16 protein-coding genes and 1 pseudogene are annotated in these 20,122 nt (G+C 70.2%); 10 read left to right on the forward strand and 7 right to left on the reverse strand.

Annotation, left to right across the window (positions count from 1 at the left end; all coding sequences use genetic code 11):
* The first annotated feature begins 8 nt into the window (after nucleotides 1–8).
* The 8 genes and pseudogenes from AB0F04_RS18000 to AB0F04_RS18035 all read left to right on the forward strand — a co-directional run.
* A complete protein-coding gene (locus tag AB0F04_RS18000; protein WP_362042589.1) occupies nucleotides 9–707 on the forward strand; it encodes a type 1 glutamine amidotransferase domain-containing protein in 699 nt (232 codons plus the stop codon).
* 183 nt (nucleotides 708–890) lie between these two features.
* Nucleotides 891–1,760 (forward strand): helix-turn-helix domain-containing protein, encoded by an 870-nt coding sequence (locus AB0F04_RS18005; protein WP_362042591.1) that lies wholly within the window; start codon nucleotides 891–893, stop codon nucleotides 1,758–1,760.
* Nucleotides 1,761–2,328: 568 nt separating this feature from the next.
* The gene (locus AB0F04_RS18010) at nucleotides 2,329–2,661 is read left to right on the forward strand and encodes a carboxymuconolactone decarboxylase family protein (protein WP_362042593.1); all 333 of its coding nucleotides are present in this window, start codon (nucleotides 2,329–2,331) and stop codon (nucleotides 2,659–2,661) included.
* 103 nt (nucleotides 2,662–2,764) lie between these two features.
* On the forward strand, nucleotides 2,765–3,781 hold the full coding sequence (locus AB0F04_RS18015) for a zinc-dependent alcohol dehydrogenase family protein (RefSeq protein WP_362042595.1): 1,017 nt from the start codon (nucleotides 2,765–2,767) through the stop codon (nucleotides 3,779–3,781).
* Nucleotides 3,782–3,806: 25 nt separating this feature from the next.
* Nucleotides 3,807–4,178, forward strand: coding sequence for a DUF2255 family protein (locus AB0F04_RS18020; RefSeq protein ID WP_362042596.1), 372 nt, complete (start codon nucleotides 3,807–3,809; stop codon nucleotides 4,176–4,178).
* Nucleotides 4,179–4,245: 67 nt separating this feature from the next.
* A complete protein-coding gene (locus tag AB0F04_RS18025; RefSeq protein ID WP_362042598.1) occupies nucleotides 4,246–5,829 on the forward strand; it encodes a Na+/H+ antiporter in 1,584 nt (527 codons plus the stop codon).
* A gap of 139 nt (nucleotides 5,830–5,968) precedes the next feature.
* Nucleotides 5,969–6,955 (forward strand): aldo/keto reductase, encoded by a 987-nt coding sequence (locus AB0F04_RS18030; protein WP_362042599.1) that lies wholly within the window; start codon nucleotides 5,969–5,971, stop codon nucleotides 6,953–6,955.
* A 76-nt stretch (nucleotides 6,956–7,031) separates the two neighbouring features.
* A pseudogene (locus AB0F04_RS18035) lies at nucleotides 7,032–7,930 on the forward strand (DUF6531 domain-containing protein); the annotation flags it as partial.
* Nucleotides 7,931–8,020: 90 nt separating this feature from the next.
* Here AB0F04_RS18035 and AB0F04_RS18040 read toward each other — a convergent pair.
* The 3 genes from AB0F04_RS18040 to AB0F04_RS18050 all read right to left on the reverse strand — a co-directional run bounded on the left by AB0F04_RS18040 (nucleotide 8,021) and on the right by AB0F04_RS18050 (nucleotide 13,488).
* Nucleotides 8,021–9,460: a hypothetical protein gene (locus AB0F04_RS18040; RefSeq protein ID WP_362042600.1), complete on the reverse strand. Its 1,440-nt coding sequence runs from the start codon at nucleotides 9,458–9,460 to the stop codon at nucleotides 8,021–8,023.
* 525 nt (nucleotides 9,461–9,985) lie between these two features.
* A complete protein-coding gene (locus AB0F04_RS18045) occupies nucleotides 9,986–11,314 on the reverse strand; it encodes a TRAM domain-containing protein (protein WP_362042602.1) in 1,329 nt (442 codons plus the stop codon).
* A 122-nt stretch (nucleotides 11,315–11,436) separates the two neighbouring features.
* Complete coding sequence (locus AB0F04_RS18050; RefSeq protein ID WP_362042603.1) at nucleotides 11,437–13,488, reverse strand: APC family permease; 2,052 nt, start codon at nucleotides 13,486–13,488, stop codon at nucleotides 11,437–11,439.
* Between the two features lie 636 nt (nucleotides 13,489–14,124).
* On the opposite strand from AB0F04_RS18050, the gene AB0F04_RS18055 reads away from it, so the two are divergent.
* Both AB0F04_RS18055 and AB0F04_RS18060 read left to right on the forward strand, forming a co-directional pair.
* Entirely contained in the window at nucleotides 14,125–14,796 is a 672-nt protein-coding gene (locus AB0F04_RS18055; protein ID WP_094053911.1) for a TrkA family potassium uptake protein, read from the forward strand.
* Nucleotides 14,796–15,470 carry a TrkA family potassium uptake protein gene (locus tag AB0F04_RS18060; protein ID WP_053670967.1) on the forward strand — a complete coding sequence of 225 codons (675 nt, stop codon included), beginning with the start codon at nucleotides 14,796–14,798 and terminating at the stop codon, nucleotides 15,468–15,470. Before AB0F04_RS18055 ends, AB0F04_RS18060 begins: the two co-directional genes overlap by 1 nt.
* A gap of 128 nt (nucleotides 15,471–15,598) precedes the next feature.
* Here the strand turns inward: AB0F04_RS18060 and AB0F04_RS18065 are convergent, their stop codons facing one another.
* The 4 genes from AB0F04_RS18065 to AB0F04_RS18080 form a co-directional block, all read right to left on the reverse strand.
* Entirely contained in the window at nucleotides 15,599–16,330 is a 732-nt protein-coding gene (locus AB0F04_RS18065; RefSeq protein WP_362042605.1) for a DUF3159 domain-containing protein, read from the reverse strand.
* A 3-nt stretch (nucleotides 16,331–16,333) separates the two neighbouring features.
* A complete protein-coding gene (locus AB0F04_RS18070; protein WP_362042607.1) occupies nucleotides 16,334–16,732 on the reverse strand; it encodes an OB-fold nucleic acid binding domain-containing protein in 399 nt (132 codons plus the stop codon).
* A 63-nt stretch (nucleotides 16,733–16,795) separates the two neighbouring features.
* Nucleotides 16,796–17,476: a response regulator gene (locus AB0F04_RS18075; RefSeq protein WP_362042608.1), complete on the reverse strand. Its 681-nt coding sequence runs from the start codon at nucleotides 17,474–17,476 to the stop codon at nucleotides 16,796–16,798.
* Complete coding sequence (locus AB0F04_RS18080; RefSeq protein WP_362042610.1) at nucleotides 17,473–20,016, reverse strand: ATP-binding protein; 2,544 nt, start codon at nucleotides 20,014–20,016, stop codon at nucleotides 17,473–17,475. Before AB0F04_RS18080 ends, AB0F04_RS18075 begins: the two co-directional genes overlap by 4 nt.
* Between the last annotated feature and the right edge of the window lie 106 nt (nucleotides 20,017–20,122).

Here is a 20,122-nt window from a genome sequence, read left to right on the forward strand (position 1 = left end):
AGACCCCCATGACGAAGATCCTTTTCGTGATCACCGCCTCCGACCACTGGACGCTGGCCGACAGAACCCGCCACCCGGCCGGTTTCTGGGCAGAGGAGGCGATCGGCCCGTACCAGGTCTTCAAGGAGGCCGGATACGAGATCGCCGCAGCCACCCCCGGCGGCGTGCCTCCCACCGTGGACGCCCTCAGCCTCACTCCCGACTTCAACAGCGGCGAGGAGGGCGCCGAACGCATGCGCTCGGCGCTGCGCGAGGCCACCGAGCTGGCACACCCCATGCGGATCGAAGACGTGAACATCGACGGCTACGACGCCGTCTTCTACCCCGGCGGCTGGGGCCCGATGGAGGACCTGCCCGACGACGCCGCCTCCGGCAGGCTGCTCACCGACTGGCTCGCCTCCGGCAAGCCCGTGTCCCTGGTGTGCCACGGCCCCGCCGCCCTGCTCGCCACCATCGGCCCCGACGGGACTTCCCCGTTCGCCGGCTACCGCCTGACCGGTCTGTCCAACGCCGAGGAGAAGCAGAACGGTCTCGCGGACCGCGCGAAGTGGCTGCTCCAGGACCGGCTCGAGAACGAGCTCAGGGCCGACTACCGCGAGGCCGACCCGTTCACCCCGCACGTCGAGGTCGACCGCACCCTGTACACCGGCCAGAACCCCTACTCGGCCGTCCCTCTGGCCCAGGAACTCGTCAGGGCACTGAGCTGACACCACACAGCACCGCATGATCCAGGCCACCCGGTACACCCGCGGCGCGTACCGGGCCCGCATCTCACCTCGTGTGGCCAGGCGGGCGGGAGATTTGATTCCCGTGCGCCGGCAGCCGAAATCCAGGGGAGGATTACCTCCCCTTTACGTACAGTGCCGGGCCCTTGTGCGAGGCTGGAGTTCATGCACCGCGACCCGCACCTGAACGAGCTGGGCGAGTTCCTCAAGGCCCGCCGTGCCGAACTCAGCCCCTCCGAAGTCGGGCTCCACGGCGGGCAACGGCGGCGTGTGAGTGGGCTGCGCCGCGAGGAGGTGGCTCTCCTCGCCTCGATCAGCACCGAGTACTACACGCGCATCGAGCAGGGCCGTCTCCAGGCATCGGCCGCTCTGCTGAACGACATCGCCCGGGTGCTCCGGCTCAACGAGGCTCAGCAGACCTACCTCTTCGATCTCGCGACCAGGCAGAGGGTGCGCCCGCCGGTCTCGGGCGACCGCCAGCAGGTGGATCCGCAGTTGCAGCGCATGCTGGACGATCTCACGGCCACTCCTGCCTTCGTCATCGGCCGGCGGACCGACATTCTCGGCTGGAACCAGCTCGCCGCAGGGCTGTGGACCGACTTCGGCCGCTACCCGGAAGAAGAGCGTGTGTTCATCCGGCTGCTGTTCACCGAGCCCTGGATGCGCGAGTTGTACGCGGACTGGGAGGAGGTCACCCGACTGGCCATCGCTCACCTGCGCATGGAGAGCGCACGGTATCCCGGCGAACCGCGTCTCGCCGCTCTGGTCGAGACCCTCTCCGCCCGCGACGCCCAGTTCCGTCAGTGGTGGGCCGAACATGACGTCGCCATGCGGGAGAAGGGCACGAAGAAGCTCCGTCACCCCGTGGTGGGCGAGTTGACGCTCGACTGGAACACGCTCACGTGCGGGACGGACCCTGAGCAGCACATCATCGTCTGGAACGCCGAGTCCGGTTCCCCGTCCCACGACGCCCTGCGCGTTCTGGCCTCCTGGGCGGCGGACCAGAAGCGGACGGCGTCCGACAGCGTCGCGTGACTTCTCCGGCCTCTCCATGGCCGGAGGGCGCATGCAACGACGCGTGGCCGTCCTGACCGGTGCTGCCCCTCCGGCCGAGCCGGACCTCAAGGCGGTATTCCTGGTCGTTTCCGGGCCCCTCGACGCGAGGAGGCACGGTCCGTCATGGGACGGAGTCCGCGATCTCCAGCGTTCCTTCCCCGGGTGAGCCGTGTCGGATGCCGGTGCTCGGACGGTCGTCCTGCTGTTGGTGCCCGCATGCCGATGACCTCTGTGCGGCGCGTCCCAGGTGTGCGCCGACGTGTCCTTCACCCAAGGGGGGTATGGATTTCTCCCCTGGATGAGCGCTCCCGCGGGTGGAACTCTCCCCTTTGCGAGGTCGTGCGGAGACGGCAGGGTCGATGAAGTCGGCGAAACAGAAGCAAGCGCCCTCGGGCGCGGCAGAAATCGTTCCCCGGCTTGCCCCGCATTCCGCATTTCCGCATTTCACGCGAACGGCGAAGTTGACGACCGGCACGTACACACCCCAGGAATCCCCGGCCGAGCGCCGAGCGACCTGATCCGAGACACCCGCCAGGAGCACCACCTCATGACCGACCGGAAGAAGTTCGCGCCGCCGGCGATCCAGGAGTTCGCCCCGAAGCTCGCCGAGGTCACCGACACGGTCCTGTTCGGTGACATCTGGGAGCGGCCGGGCCTGTCCCCGCGTGACCGCAGCCTGGTCACCGTCACGGCGCTCGTCGCCCTCCACCGCACCGACCAGCTCGGCTTCCACCTCGGCAAGGCGCTGGAGAACGGCGTGACCAAGGACGAACTCGTCGAGGCCATCACCCATCTGGCCTTCTACGCCGGGTGGCCCAACGCCATGTCAGCGGTGACGCAGCTCAAGGTGATCGTGGACAAGGCAGACGACTCAGCCTGAGGTCCGCCCCACCGCCCGCCGCTCCCGGGGCGTGGGCCCCGCGTCTGCCCCGCTCCCACGCCTGGCCTCCGCAACCCGACCCATCGAAGACCAGAGGCACGCCATGCGAGCAACCGTCATTCACGCGCCCGGCGACATCCGGGTGGAGAACCGTCCCGAGCCGGAGATCACCGCACCGACGGACGCCGTCATCCGCACCGTCGCCACCTGTGTGTGCGGCTCCGACCTCTGGAGCTACCGCGGCGTCATGCCGGTCGACGAGCCGCAGCCGATCGGCCACGAGTACGTCGGCGTCGTGGAGGAGGCCGGCAGCGAGGTGTCGGGCGTCAAGCCCGGCCAGTTCGTCATCGGGTCCTTCGCCGCATCCGACAACACCTGCCCGGTCTGCCGGGCCGGTTACCACACCTCCTGTCAGCACGCGGAGTGGGTCACCGGCTGCCAGGCCGAGTACGTCCGCGTCCCCCTGGCCGACGGCACTCTGGTCGCCGTACCGGAGCAGCCGGCCGAGGAGCTGATACCGAGCCTGCTGACGCTGTCCGACGTGATGGGCACCGGCTGGTACGCGGCCAAGGCCGCCGGGGTCAGGCCCGGTGCGACGGCCGTGGTGGTCGGTGACGGGGCAGTCGGCCTGTGCGCTGTCATCGCCGCGAAGGAACTGGGTGCCGAGCGTGTCATCGCCATGAGCCGGCACGCATCCCGGCAGAAGCTGGCTCTCGAGTTCGGCGCTACCGACATCATCACCGAGCGCGGTGATGAGGGGGTGGCACGCGTCAAGGAGTTGACCGACGGCATCGGCGCCGACTCGGTCCTGGAATGCGTGGGCACCCAGCAGTCGATGCACCAGGCCCTACGGTCCACCCGCCCGGGCGGCGACGTCGGCTTCGTCGGCATGCCGCACGACGTGCGGATCGACGGGCAGGAGCTGTTCTTCTCCCACGTCGGCCTGCGCGGCGGTCCCGCGCCCGTGCGGGCCTATCTGCCCGACCTGATCCACCGCGTCCTGTCCGGCCGTATCGACCCCGGCAGGGTCTTCGACCTCACCCTGCCCCTGGGCGAGGCAGCCGAGGGCTACAGGGCCATGGACGAGCGTCGCGCCATCAAGACGTTGCTGCGTCCGTGACCTCGCGCCCGACGGAGAACCACCGATGACGACATGGACGAGCGACGAGCTCCAACGCATCGCCGACGCGGAGGAGTTGGAGATGGCCCCTCTGCGGCATGACGGCACGTTGCGCGCGCCGGTGCCGGTCTGGGTCGTCCGCGACGGTGACGACCTGTACGTCCGCTCCTTCCGGGGCACGGACGGCGGCTGGTGGCGTACGGCCCGCGCCGGCCGTGCGGGGCACATCCGCTCCGGCGGCGTCGACAAGGGCGTCACCTTCGTCGACGTACGAGACGACGAGCTCAACGACCGTATCGACACCGCCTACCGCACCAAGTACGGCCACAACGGCTGCGCCTACGTCGACCCCATGGTCGCCTCCCGCGTCACGACGCTGCGCCTGGTCCCGAGATGAGCGGGACGATCCGGTGGGAGGCCGCCGAGCCCCCGCCGGCACCCGATCTCTCACAGGAGTAAGTCCCATGCTCGGTCTCGAACTCGTCGTACTCCTCGGCGTGGCCGTGCTGGCGGGCAACGTCCTGGCGCAGCGTCTCGGCGTCGCGCCGCCCGTCGTCCTGCTCGCCCTGGGCGCCCTGCTCGGTCTGGTCCCGGCCGTCCGCCAGACCCAACTACCGCCCGACGTCGTACTGTTGCTCTTCCTTCCCGTGCTCCTGTACTGGGAGAGCCTGACGACGTCGAGCCGGGAGATCCGCTCGAACCTGCGCGGCATCGTCCTGATGAGCACACTCCTGGTCATCCTCACCGCGTGGGCCGTTGCGGCCGCCGGGCACGCGCTCGGGCTGCCGTGGGGGCCCGCGTGGGTGCTGGGCGCGGCGGTGGCTCCCACCGACGCCACGGCAGTCGGTGCCCTGGCGCGCGCGCTGCCGCGTCGCCAGGTCACGGTGCTGCGCGCGGAGAGCCTCGTCAACGACGGCACCGCGCTGGTCATCTTCGGCCTGGCGGTCGGTCTGACCGTCGGTGAGGAGCACCTGACCGTCCCCCACGTCGGGGCGCTGTTCCTCCTCGCCTACGGTGGTGGGGCCGCCGTGGGCGTGGCGGTCGCCTTGGTCAACATGAATCTGCGGCGCCGCCTCCACGACCCGTTGCTGGGCAATCTCGTCATGATCCTGGCACCGTTCACGGCCTATCTGCTCGCCGAGCTGGTCCATGCCTCGGGCGTCCTCGCGGTCGTGGTGAGCGGGCTGATCATGGCTCAGGTGGCGCCCCGTCTCATCCGCGCCGAGCATCGCAGGCAGGCCCTGGCGTTCTGGCCGCTGGCCACGTTCATCATCAACGCCACGCTGTTCGTCCTGGTCGGTGTGGAACTGCAGTATGCGCTGCGGCACATGAGCCGACCGGACCTCACAGACGCGTTGATCGCGATCGGTGTGGTCAGCGTGGTGCTGGTAGTCGTACGGTTCGCGTTCCTGTTCGCCTCCGCCTACCTGATCCGCGCGCTCGACCGGCGACCGGAGCAGCGGATGCGGCGCATGAGCAACCGGGCTCGCACCGTCAGCGGGTTTGCGGGCTTCCGAGGGGCGGTATCCCTGGCCGTGGCCCTGTCAGTACCGGAGATCCTGGACTCCGGTGCGCCTTTCCCGGACCGTGACTTCATCGTCTTCGTCACCTCCGGCGTCATCGTGGTGACGCTCGTGGGGCAGGGACTGCTGCTGCCAGGGGTGGTGCGCTGGGCCCGGCTGCCGCGGGACACCTCCGTCGAGGAGGAAGAACTTCTGGCCGAGACCAAGGCCACCGAGGAGGCCCTTGACGCACTGCCTCGGCTCGCCGCCGGTCTGGGCACGTCCCCACGGGTCGCGGAGTGGCTGCGCCGGGAGTACGAGGCCCAACTGGCCGCCGTGCGGGCTCGGGGCGCGGGCGCCGATGGTGATCCCGCCCTGCTGCACAACCGTCACTACAACGCGCTGCGGCTCGCCCTCATCGCCCACAAGCGCGGGACCGTCGTCCGGCTGCGCGACGAGCAACGCATCGATGACACGGTTCTGCGCCGGCTCCAGACCACCTTGGACTACGAGGAGGTGCGGCTGGCCGGAACGGAGGTGGAGTGAGCCGGCGCACATACGACTCGAACAAGGCGCCCTGCGTGAACGCATCGTCCTGACCTTCGACCACGGCAACTGACGGTCCGACTCGGCAGGACAGACCCCCTCGGCTCATCGAGCGGGTTCACCGGCAAGGAGGAAAACAATGCACACACGAACGCTGGGGCGGGACCTGTGCGTCTCCGCGATCGGGCTCGGCGCCATGGGCATGTCTCAGAGCTACGGCCCCAATCCCGGTGACCGTAAGGAGATGGTCGCCGTACTCCGCGGCGCCGTCGAACGCGGCGTCACGTTCTTCGACACCGCGGAGGTGTACGGCCCGTACGTCAACGAGGAACTCGTCGGAGAGGCCCTCGCACCGCTGCACGACCAGGTGGTGATCGCCACCAAGTTCGGCTTCCACATCGAGAACGGCGCGCCCGCCGGGCTCAACAGCCGCCCCGAGCAGATCCGCGCCGTGGCCGACGCCTCCCTCAGGCGCCTCGGAGTGGACACGATCGACCTGTTCTACCAGCACCGCGTCGACCCGGACGTACCGATCGAGGACGTCGCGGGCACGGTGGGCGAACTGGTCCAGGAGGGCAAGGTGCGCTGCTTCGGGCTCTCGGAGGCCGGCGCGCAGACCATCCGCCGTGCCCACGCGGTACATCCTGTTACGGCGGTGCAGAGCGAGTACTCACTGTGGACCCGGGACCCCGAACCGGAAGTGTTGCCCATCTGCGCGGCCCTCGGCATCGGCTTCGTGCCGTTCAGCCCGCTCGGCAAGGGATTTCTGACCGGGACGGTCGACGCGTCCACGTCGTTCACGGACGGCGACGTCCGCACCACCATCCCCCGGTTCACTGCCGAGAACCGCGCGGCGAACCAGGCTCTCGTGGACCATGTCACGGCGCTCGCCCAGGCCAAGGGCGCCACCCCCGGACAGGTCGCCCTCGCTTGGCTCCTCGCCCAGCACCCGTCGATCGTCCCGATCCCCGGGACACGACGCCTGTCCCGCGTCGAGGAGAACATCGACGCCACTCACCTTCCGCTCTCCGCCGACGAACTGGCCGACCTGAACGATCTGGCCGGCCGCATCAGCGTGCAGGGCGACCGCTACAACGAGCACCACATGTCCCTGGTCGACAAGTAGCAGAGACACGTAAGGCTTGCGGGCGGGCGGTACCGGGTGCCGGTGCCGCCCACCCACACCACTCCTCCTGACCATCGACGACGCCCCCGACGGCACCCACAACCGCCCCGACGGCGAGCGCACCACCGACGGCACCGACCCCGTCGACCTCGCTTCGGGCCGGATGTTCCTGCCCCAGACCGACGTCGAGATACCCGGCATCCTGCCGCTGGTCTTCACCCGCCGCACCGAATCCGGCTGCGCGGTCGGCCGCTTCCTCGGCCCCTCCTGGACCTCCACCGTCGACGAAATCTGCGCATCGACGCCATCGGAGTCGTCCACATCACCGGCGACGGCCTCCTCATCCCCTACCCGCACCCGGCCCCCGGCGTGCCCACCACCCCGTCATCGGGCAACGCCCGCACCCTGCTGGCCCGCGACGCCGACGGCAACTACACGCTCACCGACCCCGACAGCGGCCTGATCTTCCACTTCACCGCCCCGCCCGACAGCGAACCGGGCGGCGACGGCGCCGCATGGCTGTCCGCCATCACCGAACGCAACGGCCACACCATCACCATCGACCGCACCGAGGACGGCCTGCCGCTGGCCCTCGTCCACTCCGCGGGCCACCAGGTGAACCTGACCACCGCCGACGGCCTGGTCACCGCCCTGTCCCTGGCCGGCGCGGGAGAGGGCGGCGCGGACCTGCCCCTGATGAACTACGACTATCAGGACGGCAACCTCACCACCGTCACCAAACCCTCCGGTGCCACCACCACCTTCGTCTACGACGACCGCCGCCGCGTCATCGCCTGGATCGACTCGAACGGAAGCCGCTACGACTACGTCTACGACGACCGCGACCGCGTCGTGGCGGAGGGCGGCGAGGCCGGCCACGTGCAGATCGCCCTGGCCTACACCGAGCCCGACCCCGAGACGGGCCACCGCACCACCACGCTCACCACCGCCGGCGGGCACGAGACCCGCCACGTGTTCGCCCGGGCCGGCTACAGGTGCAGTCCCACATGGTTCACGATGAACCGCTTCTCCTCGGAGTCGAGGGCGAAGTAGATGCGTCCGACCTCATTGGGCGAGACGGCGTCCCGGACCTTTATGTGCGGCAGTCCGTCCCAACGCTTTCCGTTGAACGTGAAGTAGCGCTTGTCCTTGTCCTTGCTGAGCTTCTCGTCGTTGGGCGCGAATTTCAGTCCGTGGTTGTCGTAAAACCCGGTCGGTCATCTCCTGGGGGTACGGGTAACGGGAGTCCTTCCAGGCGCGCGCCGCTCTCGCCGTGAACACGATGTGCTCCTCCGATGCCTTAACGAGAGCTTCGAAAGTGGGGACGGCGTCCGTTCCCAGAGGAGGGATCTCGCTCCAGGCGTCGAATGTGGCCGCCTGCCCGCTCCCGCCCTTCGACAGGTTTAAGTACTCGTTCTTCCAGTAGTCCCGGTCCTTACGCAGGGCCTCCGCAGTGGCGGCATCGTCTCGCGCCTTGTCACGTTCCTCCATGCAGCTCTGTGCCATGTCCTCCCAGGATGTGGCGTCCTCTTCGAGCTGCCGGACACGCTTCTGCAGCGCTTCGAGCTCGGCGGTCGTGTCTCCGGCGGCCTGGGCGCGCGACAACTGCTCCGCCGCCCTGCGGGCTCCCGCGCGGTACGACGCCTGTCGCGCACGCTCCCACACCGTGTCACTGCCGCGGGCGATGACAGAGAGATGGGCGAGCGACGGCATCAGCCGCCGTTCCACTAAGGGCGTCTGAGACACCTCCTCCCGTGAGTAGGCGGGGTGCTCCAGGCCAAGGTCAGGCCAGACCAACCGGGCGCCACCGCTGGGTACGGCCACCTGCTCGTGGGCCCGGCGGACGGCCTGTGCGGTCACGTAGTTCAGCGTCACCACCTGGGCCAGGCCCGCGAGTTGTCCCGACGCTTCGGCCGCAGTGCTCCATCCCGCCTGGTTCCTGGGGTGCATCAGGACAATGGGGAGGCGCGTGCGCAGGGCCAGGACGTCGAGGAGTACGTCAGCGTGCGTCTCCTCCCGGATCCTCTCGTATCGCCCCGTGGCGAGCTGGCTCAGCACCCTCACTTCAAGTTGCTGGTCGCCGAGCACCGCCCGCAACAGGTTGGGGCGCTTGAGCGGCGGATCCTGCACCGGCGCTATCCAGCCGTCGGGGATCTCCCTGCCCATGACGATCCTGAGCCCGCCGCCTTCCCCCGATCGGGAGACCGTTACCCAGGTGACAAACTGGGCCGGTCCCGTAGACAGCGGCTGGTGGATGGTCATGCGCAGGGCTCGGGTGAGTTCGTCGCCCGCCACGCTCCAGCTCACTGTGCGGTCACCATGGTCGGGAATCTTGCCGGCGATCACCGACCTGCCATCCCTGTTGAGTTCGGTCGCCGACGGTGCCCGTACACGTCCGTGGTGGCCGAGCCAGTCGGCGAGATAGCCGCGAAGGCTCTCGTAGACGCGGCCCGGCTGCTCCTGGGCGGACCGGATGTCGAAACTGACGGCATACAGCGCCTGCACGGCGGCTCCCCTCACCCACGATGCCCTGCGCGACACCGTTTCCCCCTCGAAAGCGGTCAGGGCACCGCTCGGAGAGCAACCGCAATACCGCCACGCCCAGGTCCGTAATGCCTAGAGCGTGACTTCAGGGGCCGACCGTCCGGTCAATCGAACGCCATAGCTGCTGGCCCCGACGGGCCGATGAAACGGGGAGCCGTCGTGCACTCCGCCAGACCGCCTTGCCGGGCCGGGGCTGTCGCGTGCGCCCCAGTCGGCGGCGAGCGCACCGACGAGGAGCAGTCGCTGCCCGGTGTGGTGCGAGATGCCGAGATCATCCCGTGATGGCCCCAGTAACGCCCAGAGCCCCGAAGCGAGCGTCAGCCGAGCGTCAAGATTCCTCGACGGAACCCCTGAAAGCGCCGCCGAAGCGACCGTCTGCCTCAAGAAGTCGCAGGTCAGGCAACCGTCAAGGATCGATCCATCCATTCGACCCGCTGCATGGAGAGGAACAGGTCGGTCGAACCGCCTGCGACACAAAGCCGCAGGTCAAGCGCCCTTCACGGCAGGCTCAAGGATTGCCACGCACTCCACGTGCGACGTCATAGGAAACAGATCGAACGCCCGCAGCGTCCGCACCCGGTACCCCCCGTCCCGGAAGTACCCCAAGTCCCGCGCCAGCGCAGCCGGGTCGCAGGCCACGTACGCGATCCGCCGCGCCCCCAGCGACGACAGGTGCTCCACCGTCTTGCGGCCCGCCCCCGCCCGCGGCGGGTCCAGGACGATCAGGTCGACCTCCTCGATGCCCGTGCGCGGCAGCACGCTCTCGACCTTGCCCTGCTCGATCCGCACCCGCTCGAAGTCCGCGAGGTTGTGCCGCGCGTCCTCCACCGCCCGCTTGCCCGACTCGATGCCGAGGACCGCGCCCTGGTCGCCGACGCGGTCGGCGAGGGCGCCGGCGAAGAGGCCGACGCCGCAGTAGAGGTCGAGCGCCATGTCGCCCTTTCGGGGCAGCAGGCCCTGCATGACCGCGGTCACCAGCGTGTCCGCGGCCTTCGGGTGGACCTGCCAGAAGCCGCCGCCCCCGACCCGGTGCGTGCGGCCGTCGGCGCGTTCGCGGACGAAGGGGCGGCCGTGGACGCGGTGGACGCCGCCGGAGCGCTCGTCCACGCGCAGGACCGATACCGGCCGGTCCAGTTCGACGAGCGGGAGGCGCGCGCCCGGCTTCGGCGTGAGGACCACCTGACGGTCCTGGGAGCCCGTCGCCGCGATCGCCTCGACGGAGTCCATGCCCGTCCAGACCCGCTTCTCGATGCCCAGCTCGCTGACGCCCTCCGCCGCGATCATGCAGTGGTCGATCGGCTCCACCTCGTGCGAGCGGTGCCGGCGCAGGCCCGCCCGGCCGTCGGCGGTGACGGCGTACTGGACGCGGGTGCGCCACGCGGGGACCTGGCCCGCGGGGACCTTGTCGCCCTCGGCGGGCAGCACCGTGCCGTCCCAGCCGGCTTCCTCGGGGGTGAGTCCGGCCAGACGCTGGAGCTGTTCGGCGATGACGTCGGCCTTGAGGCGTCGCTGCGCGCCGGGCTTGGCGTGCTGCCAGTCGCAGCCGCCGCAGCGGCCGGGGCCGGCGAACGGGCAGGGCTCGTCGATGCGGTCCTTGGAGGCGTCCAGCACCGTCACGGCGTCCGCGCGCAGGAAGCGCGCGCCCTCCTCGCCCTCCGTCACCCGCGCCACGACCCGCTCTCCGGGCAGCGCGTGCCGTACGAACAGCACCTGGCCCTCGGACGTGCGGGCGATGCAGTGGCCGCCGTGGGCGACGGGGCCGACCTCGACCTCGTACTCCTCCCCCACCAGCGACTTCCTCGGTTCTGCCTGCATGGCGGAGTGACTCCAAAACACGTGAGGGGGAAGGGCCGAACGGAAACGGCCGGACAACAGCCCACCAGTCTACGTGGCTGCCGTCCGGCCGTTTCACACGAGCCGTCGCCTCAGGGAAGCGCTCAGGACTTGGGCTCGGAGGACTCCTTCGGCCGCACCTGCGCGGGGCCGCGCCGCACCGAGCCCGGCGCGTTCCAGTCCTGCTGCCTGCGGGCCCGCCGCTTGGCCGCCTCGGAGGACTGCAGCTGGTACGGCACCGAGGTCACCATGATCCCGGGCGTGAACAGCAGCCGGCCCTTCAGCCGCAGGGCGCTCTGGTTGTGCAGCAGGTGCTCGTACCAGTGGCCGACGACGTATTCGGGGATGATCACCGACACAGCGTCGCGCGGCGACTCCTTGCGCAGGCTCTTGACGTACTCGATGATCGGCCGCGTGATCTCGCGGTAGGGCGAGTCCAGGACCTTCAGCGGTACGTCGATGCCGCGCCGCTCCCACTCCTCGCGCAGCGCCTTGGTCTCCGTCGGGTCGACGTTGACGCTCAGGGCCTCCAGGGTGTCCGAGCGCATCAGCTTGGCGTAGGCCAGGGCGCGCAGCGTCGGGCGGTGGATCTTGGAGATCAGCACGACCGAGTGGACGCGGGAGGGCCGCACACTGTCGTCGCTCGGGCCCTCGGGGGCGGCGATCTCGGCGGCGACCCGGTCGTAGTGCTTGCGGATGGCGGTCATCGTCGCGTAGAAGATCACCATGCCGAGGAGGGCGACCCAGGCGCCGTGGGTGAACTTGGTGACGAGGACGACCACCAGCACGAGGCCGGTGAAGAAGGCGCCGAAGGCGTTGATGGCCCGGGAGCGGATCATGTGGCGGCGCTTGGCCTGGTCCTTCTCGGTGGCCAGGTGGCGGTTCCAGTGCCGGACCATGCCGGTCTGGCTGAGCGTGAAGGACACGAACACGCCGACGATGTAGAGCTGGATCAGGCGGGTGGAGTCCGCACCGTAGATCCACACCAGCAGTCCGGCGGCGCCGGCCAGGAGCACGATGCCGTTGGAGAAGGCCAGGCGGTCGCCGCGGGTGTGCAGCTGGCGCGGCAGGTAGCGGTCCTGGGCGAGGATCGAGCCGAGCAGCGGGAAGCCGTTGTAGGCGGTGTTCGCGGCGAGGAACAGCACCAGCGCCGTGGCGGCGGCCAGGATGATGAACAGGAAGCTGTCCGCGCCGAAGACGGCCTCGGCGACCTGGGCGATCACCGGATGCTGCACGTAGTCCGGGCCGAGTGGGACGCCGTTGTGGACGAGGTCCCTGGCCGGGTTCTCGGCCATGCGGACATCGGTCGCGGCGGCCAGCGCGATGATGCCGCAGAACATGGTCACGGCCAGCAGACCCATCATGGCGAGGGTGGTCGCGGCGTTCTTCGACTTGGGCTTGCGGAAGGCCGGGACGCCGTTGGAGATCGCCTCGACGCCGGTGAGGGCGGCGCAGCCGGAGGAGAAGGCGCGCAGCAGCAGGAAGACCAGGGCGAAGCCGGCCAGGCCCTGGTGCTCGGGCTTGATGACGTAGTCCGCCGTCGGTGCCCGCATGGTGTCGTCCAGGACCAGTCCGCGGAAGGCGCCCCAGGCGATCATGGTGAAGACGCCCGCGACGAACACGTAGGTCGGGATCGCGAACAGCGAGCCCGACTCCCTCACCCCGCGCAGGTTCATCAGGGTCAGCAGCACGATCACGCCGATCGCGCAGAGCACCTTGTGCTCGACCACGAACGGGACGGCGGAGCCGAGGTTCTCGATGCCGGAGGAGATCGACACCGCGACGGTGAGGACGTAGTCCACGAGCAGCGCGCTCGCGACCGTCAGGCCGGCCTTGGGCCCGAGGTTGGTGTTCGCCACCTCGTAGTCGCCGCCGCCGCTGGGATAGGCGTGCACGTTCTGCCGGTAGGAGGCGACCACGGTGAACATCAGCACGACGACCGCGACGGCGATCCACGGGCTGAAGTGGTACGCCGTCACGCCCGCGATCGACAGGACCAGCAGCACCTCGCCGGGCGCGTACGCCACGGAGGAGAGCGGGTCGGAGGCGAAGACGGGGAGTGCGATGCGCTTCGGCAGGAGCGTTTCGCCCAGCCGGTCACTGCGCAGTGCGCGCCCGATCAGGATCCGTTTGGGCACGTCGGTCAGTTTGGACACAACAGAGGATCGTAGGCGTTCGATTGCGGGGGCGCCCACCCGCCACCCCCCATCGGCGTTCCGTCTGCTCTCCGAGTGAATTCAGAGGCGCATGCGGCTGAGGATTCCGCAGGTCACCCGCTTCTCATGCCTATATGACTAAGCCCTGTCCGCTTTCCGGCCGTTGCCGCCCCTGGAGGTCCCATGCACACGCCCGCCCAGCTGATCGGCGCCGCGGCCACTCTTGTCGCCCTCGGGATCCTGACGCTGGCCAGCGTGCGCAGCATCAGCCGCCGCAAGGACGTGTCGCCGGGGGCGCGCTAGCCGTTCGGGGCCCCGGCCGCTCGGACCGCGGTGCGGCTCCCCCGCCGCCGGCCCCTTCAGCTCCGGATCTCATGGCTCATGACTCATGGCGGGTTTCCCCGGCCCCGGGGCCTTGCAGGGCCTCGGCAACGCCCTCGGCTTTGCGGATACGTTGGTGTCGGGCAGCCGAACATGGCGGCGCCCCCGGAGGGCATCATGGCGTGATTCCACCGGCATGATGTTGCCCGGCGGCCCGCACGCAGGCCGCGACGTGATGCCCGGCGAGCCGAGAGAGAGACATGAGCACGACATTCATGAAGCCCCGAGGGCCGGCAGGAAGCGCGGTGTGACGCGATGCATATTGTGATCATGGGTTGCGGAAGGGTGGGTTCCGCGCTGGCCCAGAACCTGGAGCAACAGGGGCACACGGTCGCCGTCGTCGACCAGGACCCCACGGCCTTCCGCCGGCTGGGCTCCTCGTTCGGCGGCCGCCGGGTCACCGGTGTCGGCTTCGACCAGGACACCCTGCGCGAGGCGGGTATCGAGGAGGCCGGCGCCTTCGCCGCCGTCTCCAGCGGTGACAACTCCAACATCATCGCCGCCCGCGTGGCCCGCGAGATGTTCGGCATCGAGAACGTCGCCGCCCGCATCTACGACCCCCGCCGCGCGGAGGTCTACCAGCGCCTGGGCATCCCCACCGTAGCGACCGTCCGCTGGACGGCCGACCAGATGCTGCGCCGGCTGCTCCCCTCCGGCGCCGAGCCGCTGTGGCGCGACCCCACCGGCGGCGTCCAGCTCGCCGAGGTGCACACCTCCACCGCCTGGGTCGGCCACAAGATCAGCCGGATCCAGGAGGAGACCGGCGTGCGTGTCGCGTTCCTGACTCGGCTCGGTGAGGCGGTCCTGCCCACCTCGCAGACGGTGCTGCAGGAGGGCGACCTGGTGCACGTGATGATGCGCACCGACGAGGTCGACAAGGTCGAGGCGGCGTTCGCCAAGGGTCCCGAAGAGGAGGGCGGTCACTGATGAGGGTCGCCATTGCCGGAGCCGGCGCGGTCGGCCGCTCGATCGCGGGCGAACTGCTGGAGAACGGCCACGAGGTCCTGCTGATCGACAAGGCGCCGACCGCCATCTCGGTCGAACGCGTCCCGCAGGCCGAATGGCTGCTCGCCGACGCCTGCGAGATCACGTCCCTGGACGAGGCGGCGCTCCAGCGCTGCAACGTCGTCATCGCCGCGACCGGCGACGACAAGGTGAACCTGGTGGTCTCGCTCCTCGCCAAGACGGAGTACGGCGTCCCGCGCGTCGTCGCCCGCGTGAACAACCCCAAGAACGAGTGGCTGTTCAACGAGTCCTGGGGCGTGGACGTGGCCGTCTCCACCCCGCGTCTGATGTCGGCCCTGGTCGAGGAGGCGGTGAGCGTGGGCGACCTGGTCCGCCTGCTCCGCTTCAGCCACGGCGACGCCAACCTGGTCGAATTGACCCTGCCGGAGGAGTCGGCCCTGGCCGGTACGCAGGTCGGTGACGTCGACTGGCCGCAGGACACGTCCCTGGTGACGATCATCCGCGGCAACCGCGTGCTGACCCCCTCCCGGGAGGACTCCCTGGAGGCGGGCGACGAGCTCCTCTTCGTGGCCGCCCAGGCCCGCGAGGAACAGCTGGAGGACCTGCTGTCGGTACGGCGGAACGCGGCGGGCTGAGCGCGTCCCGGACTCGGCGGAAGGGGCGTCCCGTGTGCTCGGGACGCCCCTTCCGTTTCCGCCAGCGCGGGAGGATCGACGGGCGAGGGAGGGTCAGCCTGCGCGGCGGGATCAGCCTCCGCCGGAGATCACTGCTCGGCGGACCGGGCGGCGGCCTGCCGCTCCCGCTCCTCGGCCGCCTTCTCCTCCGCCTCCATCTCCGCGAACACGTCGATCGGCGCGGGTGCCTTCGCGAGGAACACCCACGTCAGGTACACCGCGAGCAGGAAGGGCGGGATCTTCAGGGCGACCAGGACCCAGCCCAGCTGCGTGGTGTCGGCCCACCAGTACAGCGGGAAGAGGATCGCGCACTTGGCCAGCAGGATCGTGCCCCACGCGTAGCTGGCCTTCGCGTACGCCTTCTTGCGGCCCGGATTCCGGGTGCGCCAGGAGAGGTTCTCCTTGAAGACCGGGCCGAGGATCAACCCGATCAGCGGCACGCCGCACAGGGTGGTGACGATGTAGGCGAGGCCCAGTCCCAGCGTGTAGAGCATGCCGGGCAGGTAGAAGTCCTTGGCGTTCCCGGTCATCATCGCGAAGACCACGCCGAAGGCCACGCCGAAGACTCCGCTGAAGGCGTGCTTGACGGTGTCCTTCATCACCAGCCGGACCGCGACCAGCACCAGCGACACGGCGAGCGCCGCGATCGCCGACAGGTGGAGGTCCTTGTTGATCGTGAAGATGGTGACGAAGAGGAGGCCGGGAACCACCGTCTCCACCATGCCCCGCACGCCGCCGAACGCCTCGAACAGGGCGGCCTCGGTCACCGCCCGGGCGTCGTCCGCAGATGTCTCTTCGGTCGGCTTGTCGAGCGACGTCACCGGCTACTCCCGTCCGAGGGGTCTCAGTTCGTACTTGGGGTTGAACAGCACCCGGCGGCCCCGGCTCATCGAGATCCGGCCCGACGCGATCAGCTTGCGCCCGGGCTCTATCCCCACGATGGAGCGCCTGCCGAGCCACACCACGTCCAGCGCGGCGGAGCCGTCGAACAGCTCGGCCTCCAGGGCGGGGACTCCGGCGCGCGGCCGAAGGGTGACCGTGCGCAAGGTACCAGTAACCGTCACTATCTGCCGGTCCTGACAGTCTCCGATCCGGATGCAGCCGGCCGTCTCGGTGTCCTCCCGCAGTTCCTCGGACTCCAGGTCCTCCTGCGTCGAGGAGAGCCGGTCGAGCATGCGCCGGAACCGGCCCACCGGCTTTTCGGAACGAGGAACAGCACTCATATCTGAAGCGTACCGGGGCGTACTGACGAAGGGCGAGGAGCCTGTTTCGCCAAGCGACGCCCCTCACTTCTCGAACCGATACCCCATCCCCGGCTCCGTGACGAAGTGCTTCGGGTGGGAGGGGTCCGCCTCCAGCTTCCGCCGCAACTGCGCCATGTACACGCGCAGATAGTTGGTCTCCCTCCCGTACGCGGGCCCCCACACCTCCTGGAGCAGTTGCCTCTGCCCGACCAGGCGGCCGCTGTTGCGCACGAGGACCTCCAGCAGGTGCCACTCCGTGGGCGTCAGCCGTACGTCCTTGCCGGCGCGTTCGACCTTCTTGGCGGCCAGGTCGACGGTGAACTCGCCCGTGTCGACGACCACGTCGCCGTCACCGCCGGCCGGCTCGGCCCTGCGCACGGCGGCCCGCAGCCGGGCCAGCAGCTCGTCCATGCCGAACGGCTTGGTCACGTAGTCGTCGGCGCCCGCGTCCAGCGCCTCGACCTTCTCGTCGGAGGAGTGCCGGGCGGACAGCACCAGGATCGGCACCCTGGCCCGGCCGCGCAGGCCCCTGATCACCTCGACGCCGTCCATGTCCGGCAGGCCCAGGTCCAGGACGACGACGTCGGGGTGGCGGGCGGCGGCGAGCCGGAGGGCTGTGGCGCCGTCGTGGGCCGCGTCGACCTCGTAGCTGCGTGCCTTGAGGTTGATCACGAGGGCGCGCACGATCTGCGGCTCGTCGTCGACCACCAGGACGCGGGTCATGAGGCCTGCCTTTCCGGTTCTGCGGTGGGGTGCGGCGCCGGGCGGGTTCCCACCGCGCGGAGGGAGACGACCATGGTGAGCCCGCCGCCGGGGGTGTCCTCGGCGTTGAGGGTGCCGCCCATGGCCTCGGCGAAGCCGCGCGCCACGGCGAGCCCCAGACCCACCCCCGCACCGCGCGGGGCGTCGCCGTGGCGCTGGAAGGGCTCGAAGATGCGGTCCTTGGCCTCGTCGGGGACGCCGGGCCCCCGGTCGACGACCCGCACCTCGACCCGGTCGGCCAGCGCGCTCGCGGCGACCAGCACCTGCGCGCCGGGCGGGCTGTACTTGACGGCGTTCTCGACGAGGTTGGCCACCACCCGCTCCAGCAGCCCTGGGTCCACGGCGACCATGGGCAGGGTCTCGGGCACGTCCAGGCAGGCGGCGCCCTCGGGGACGCCGCCGAGCGCCACGGGCACCACCTCGTCGAGGTCGATCTCGCGGATCAGCGGGGTGACGCTGCCGGTCTGGAGGCGGGACATGTCGAGGAGGTTGCCGACGAGGTGGTCGAGGCGGTCGGCGCCCTCCTCGATTCCCTCCAGCAGCTCGGCCCGGTCCTCCTCGGACCAGTCGACGTCCACGGAGCGCAGGGAGGTCACGGCCGCCTTGATCCCGGCGAGGGGGGTACGGAGGTCGTGGCTGACGGCCGCCAGCAGGGCCGTGCGGATGCGGTTGCCCTCGGCGAGTGCGCGGGCCCGGTCGGCCTCCTCCCGGAGCCGGCGGCGGTCCAGGACGACGGCCGCCTGGGCGGCGAAGGCGGCCAGGACCCTGCGGTCCTCGGCGGGCAGCACGCGGCCGGTCAGCGCCAGCGCCATGTGGTCCCCGACGGGCATGTCCACGTCCGCCTGGTCGGGCCGCTCGACGGGACGCCCCCGCCCGACGCGTCCGGCGCAGGTCCACGGCTCGACGTCGCTCGCCCGTTCCAGCAGGGCCGCCGACTCCATACCGAAGGTCTCCCGGACACGTTCCAGCAGGTCCTCCAGGCCCGTCTCGCCGCGCAGCACGTTGCCGGCGAGGAAGGAGAGGATCTCGGACTCGGCCCGCAGCCGGGCCGCCTGGTGGGTGCGGCGGGCGGCGAGATCGACCACGGAGGCCACCGCCACGCCGACCGCCACGAAGATCATGAGGGCGATGATGTTCTTCGGGTCGGCGATGGTCCACCGGTGCAGGGGCGGTGTGTAGAAGTAGTTCAGCAGCAGGGAGCCCACCGCCGCCGACGCCAGGGCGGGCAGCAGCCCGCCGAGCAGGGCGGCCGCCACCGTCAGCGCCAGGAACAGCAGCATGTCGTTGGCGAGGCCGAGGTCGACGGCGTTGAGCAGCGCCGCGAGCAGGGGCGGGCCGGCGACACCGGCGATCCAGCCCCCCACGCGTCGGGAGCGCCCGAGCCGCGCGCCCCGGGCCGCCGGCAGTCCTCGGCCCTTGGCGACCTCGCCGTGGGTGACGATGTGGACGTCGAGGTCGGGGCCCGACTCCCGGGCGACCGTCGCGCCGACACCGGGTCCGAAGACGTACTGCCAGGTCTTGCGGCGCGAGGAGCCGAGCACGATCTGGGTGGCGTTCACGCCCCGGGCGAAGGCGAGCAGCGCGGCCGGTATGTCGTCACCGACGACATGGTGGAACGTTCCGCCAAGGTCTTCGACCAGCGTGCGCTGCCGCGCCAGTTCCTCGGGCGAGGCGGAGGTCGGCCCGTCGCTGCGGGCTATGTGGACGGCCAGCACCTCACCGCCGGCGCCCTTCTCGGACAGCCGTGCGCCCCGGCGGATGAGCGTGCGGCCCTCGGGACCGCCGGTCAGACCGACCACGATCCGCTCGCGCGAGCCCCAGATCCTCGAGACGCCGTGCTCGCTGCGGTACTCGGTGAGGCAGGCGTCGACCCGGTCGGCGACCCACAGCAACGCCAGCTGTCGCAGGGCGGTCAGGTTGCCGGGACGGAAGTGGTTCGACAGGGCGGCGTCGACCTTCTCGGGCCGGTAGACGTTGCCGTGCGCCACCCGACGCCGCAGTGCCTCGGGCGACATGTCGACCAGCTCGATCTGGTCGGCGCGGCGCACCACCTCGTCGGGCACGGTCTCCCGCTGCCGCACCCCGGTGATCGACTCGACGACGTCGCCGAGGGACTCCAGGTGCTGGATGTTGACGGTCGAGACCACGTCGATCCCGGCGGCGAGCAGTTCCTCCACGTCCTGCCAGCGCTTTGCGTTGCGGGAACCGGGGACGTTCGTGTGGGCGAGTTCGTCCACCAGCGCGACCTGGGGACGGCGGGCGAGGACGGCGTCGAGGTCCATCTCGTGGAAGAGACCGCCGCGGTACTCCAGCTCCCTGCGCGGCAGCTGCTCCAGGCCGTGCAGCATCACCTCGGTGCGGGGCCGGCCGTGGTGCTCGACGAAGGCCACGACGCAGTCGGTGCCCCGCCCGATGCGGCGGTGGGCCTCGGACAGCATCGCGTACGTCTTGCCGACGCCCGGTGCCGCGCCGAGGTGGATCCGAAGCTTGCCGCGTGCCATGGCCCCATTGTCTTCCGGTGGTCTGCCGAGTCCGGGCCCGCCGACGGACCGGCTGCGTCGGCCGACGCGAGGCGGACTCCGTCGCCCGGCCCTCCGCAGCGTCGAC

The sequence above is a fragment of the Streptomyces sp. NPDC029041 genome, from assembly GCF_040637515.1.
Classification (GTDB): Bacteria; Actinomycetota; Actinomycetes; order Streptomycetales; family Streptomycetaceae; genus Streptomyces.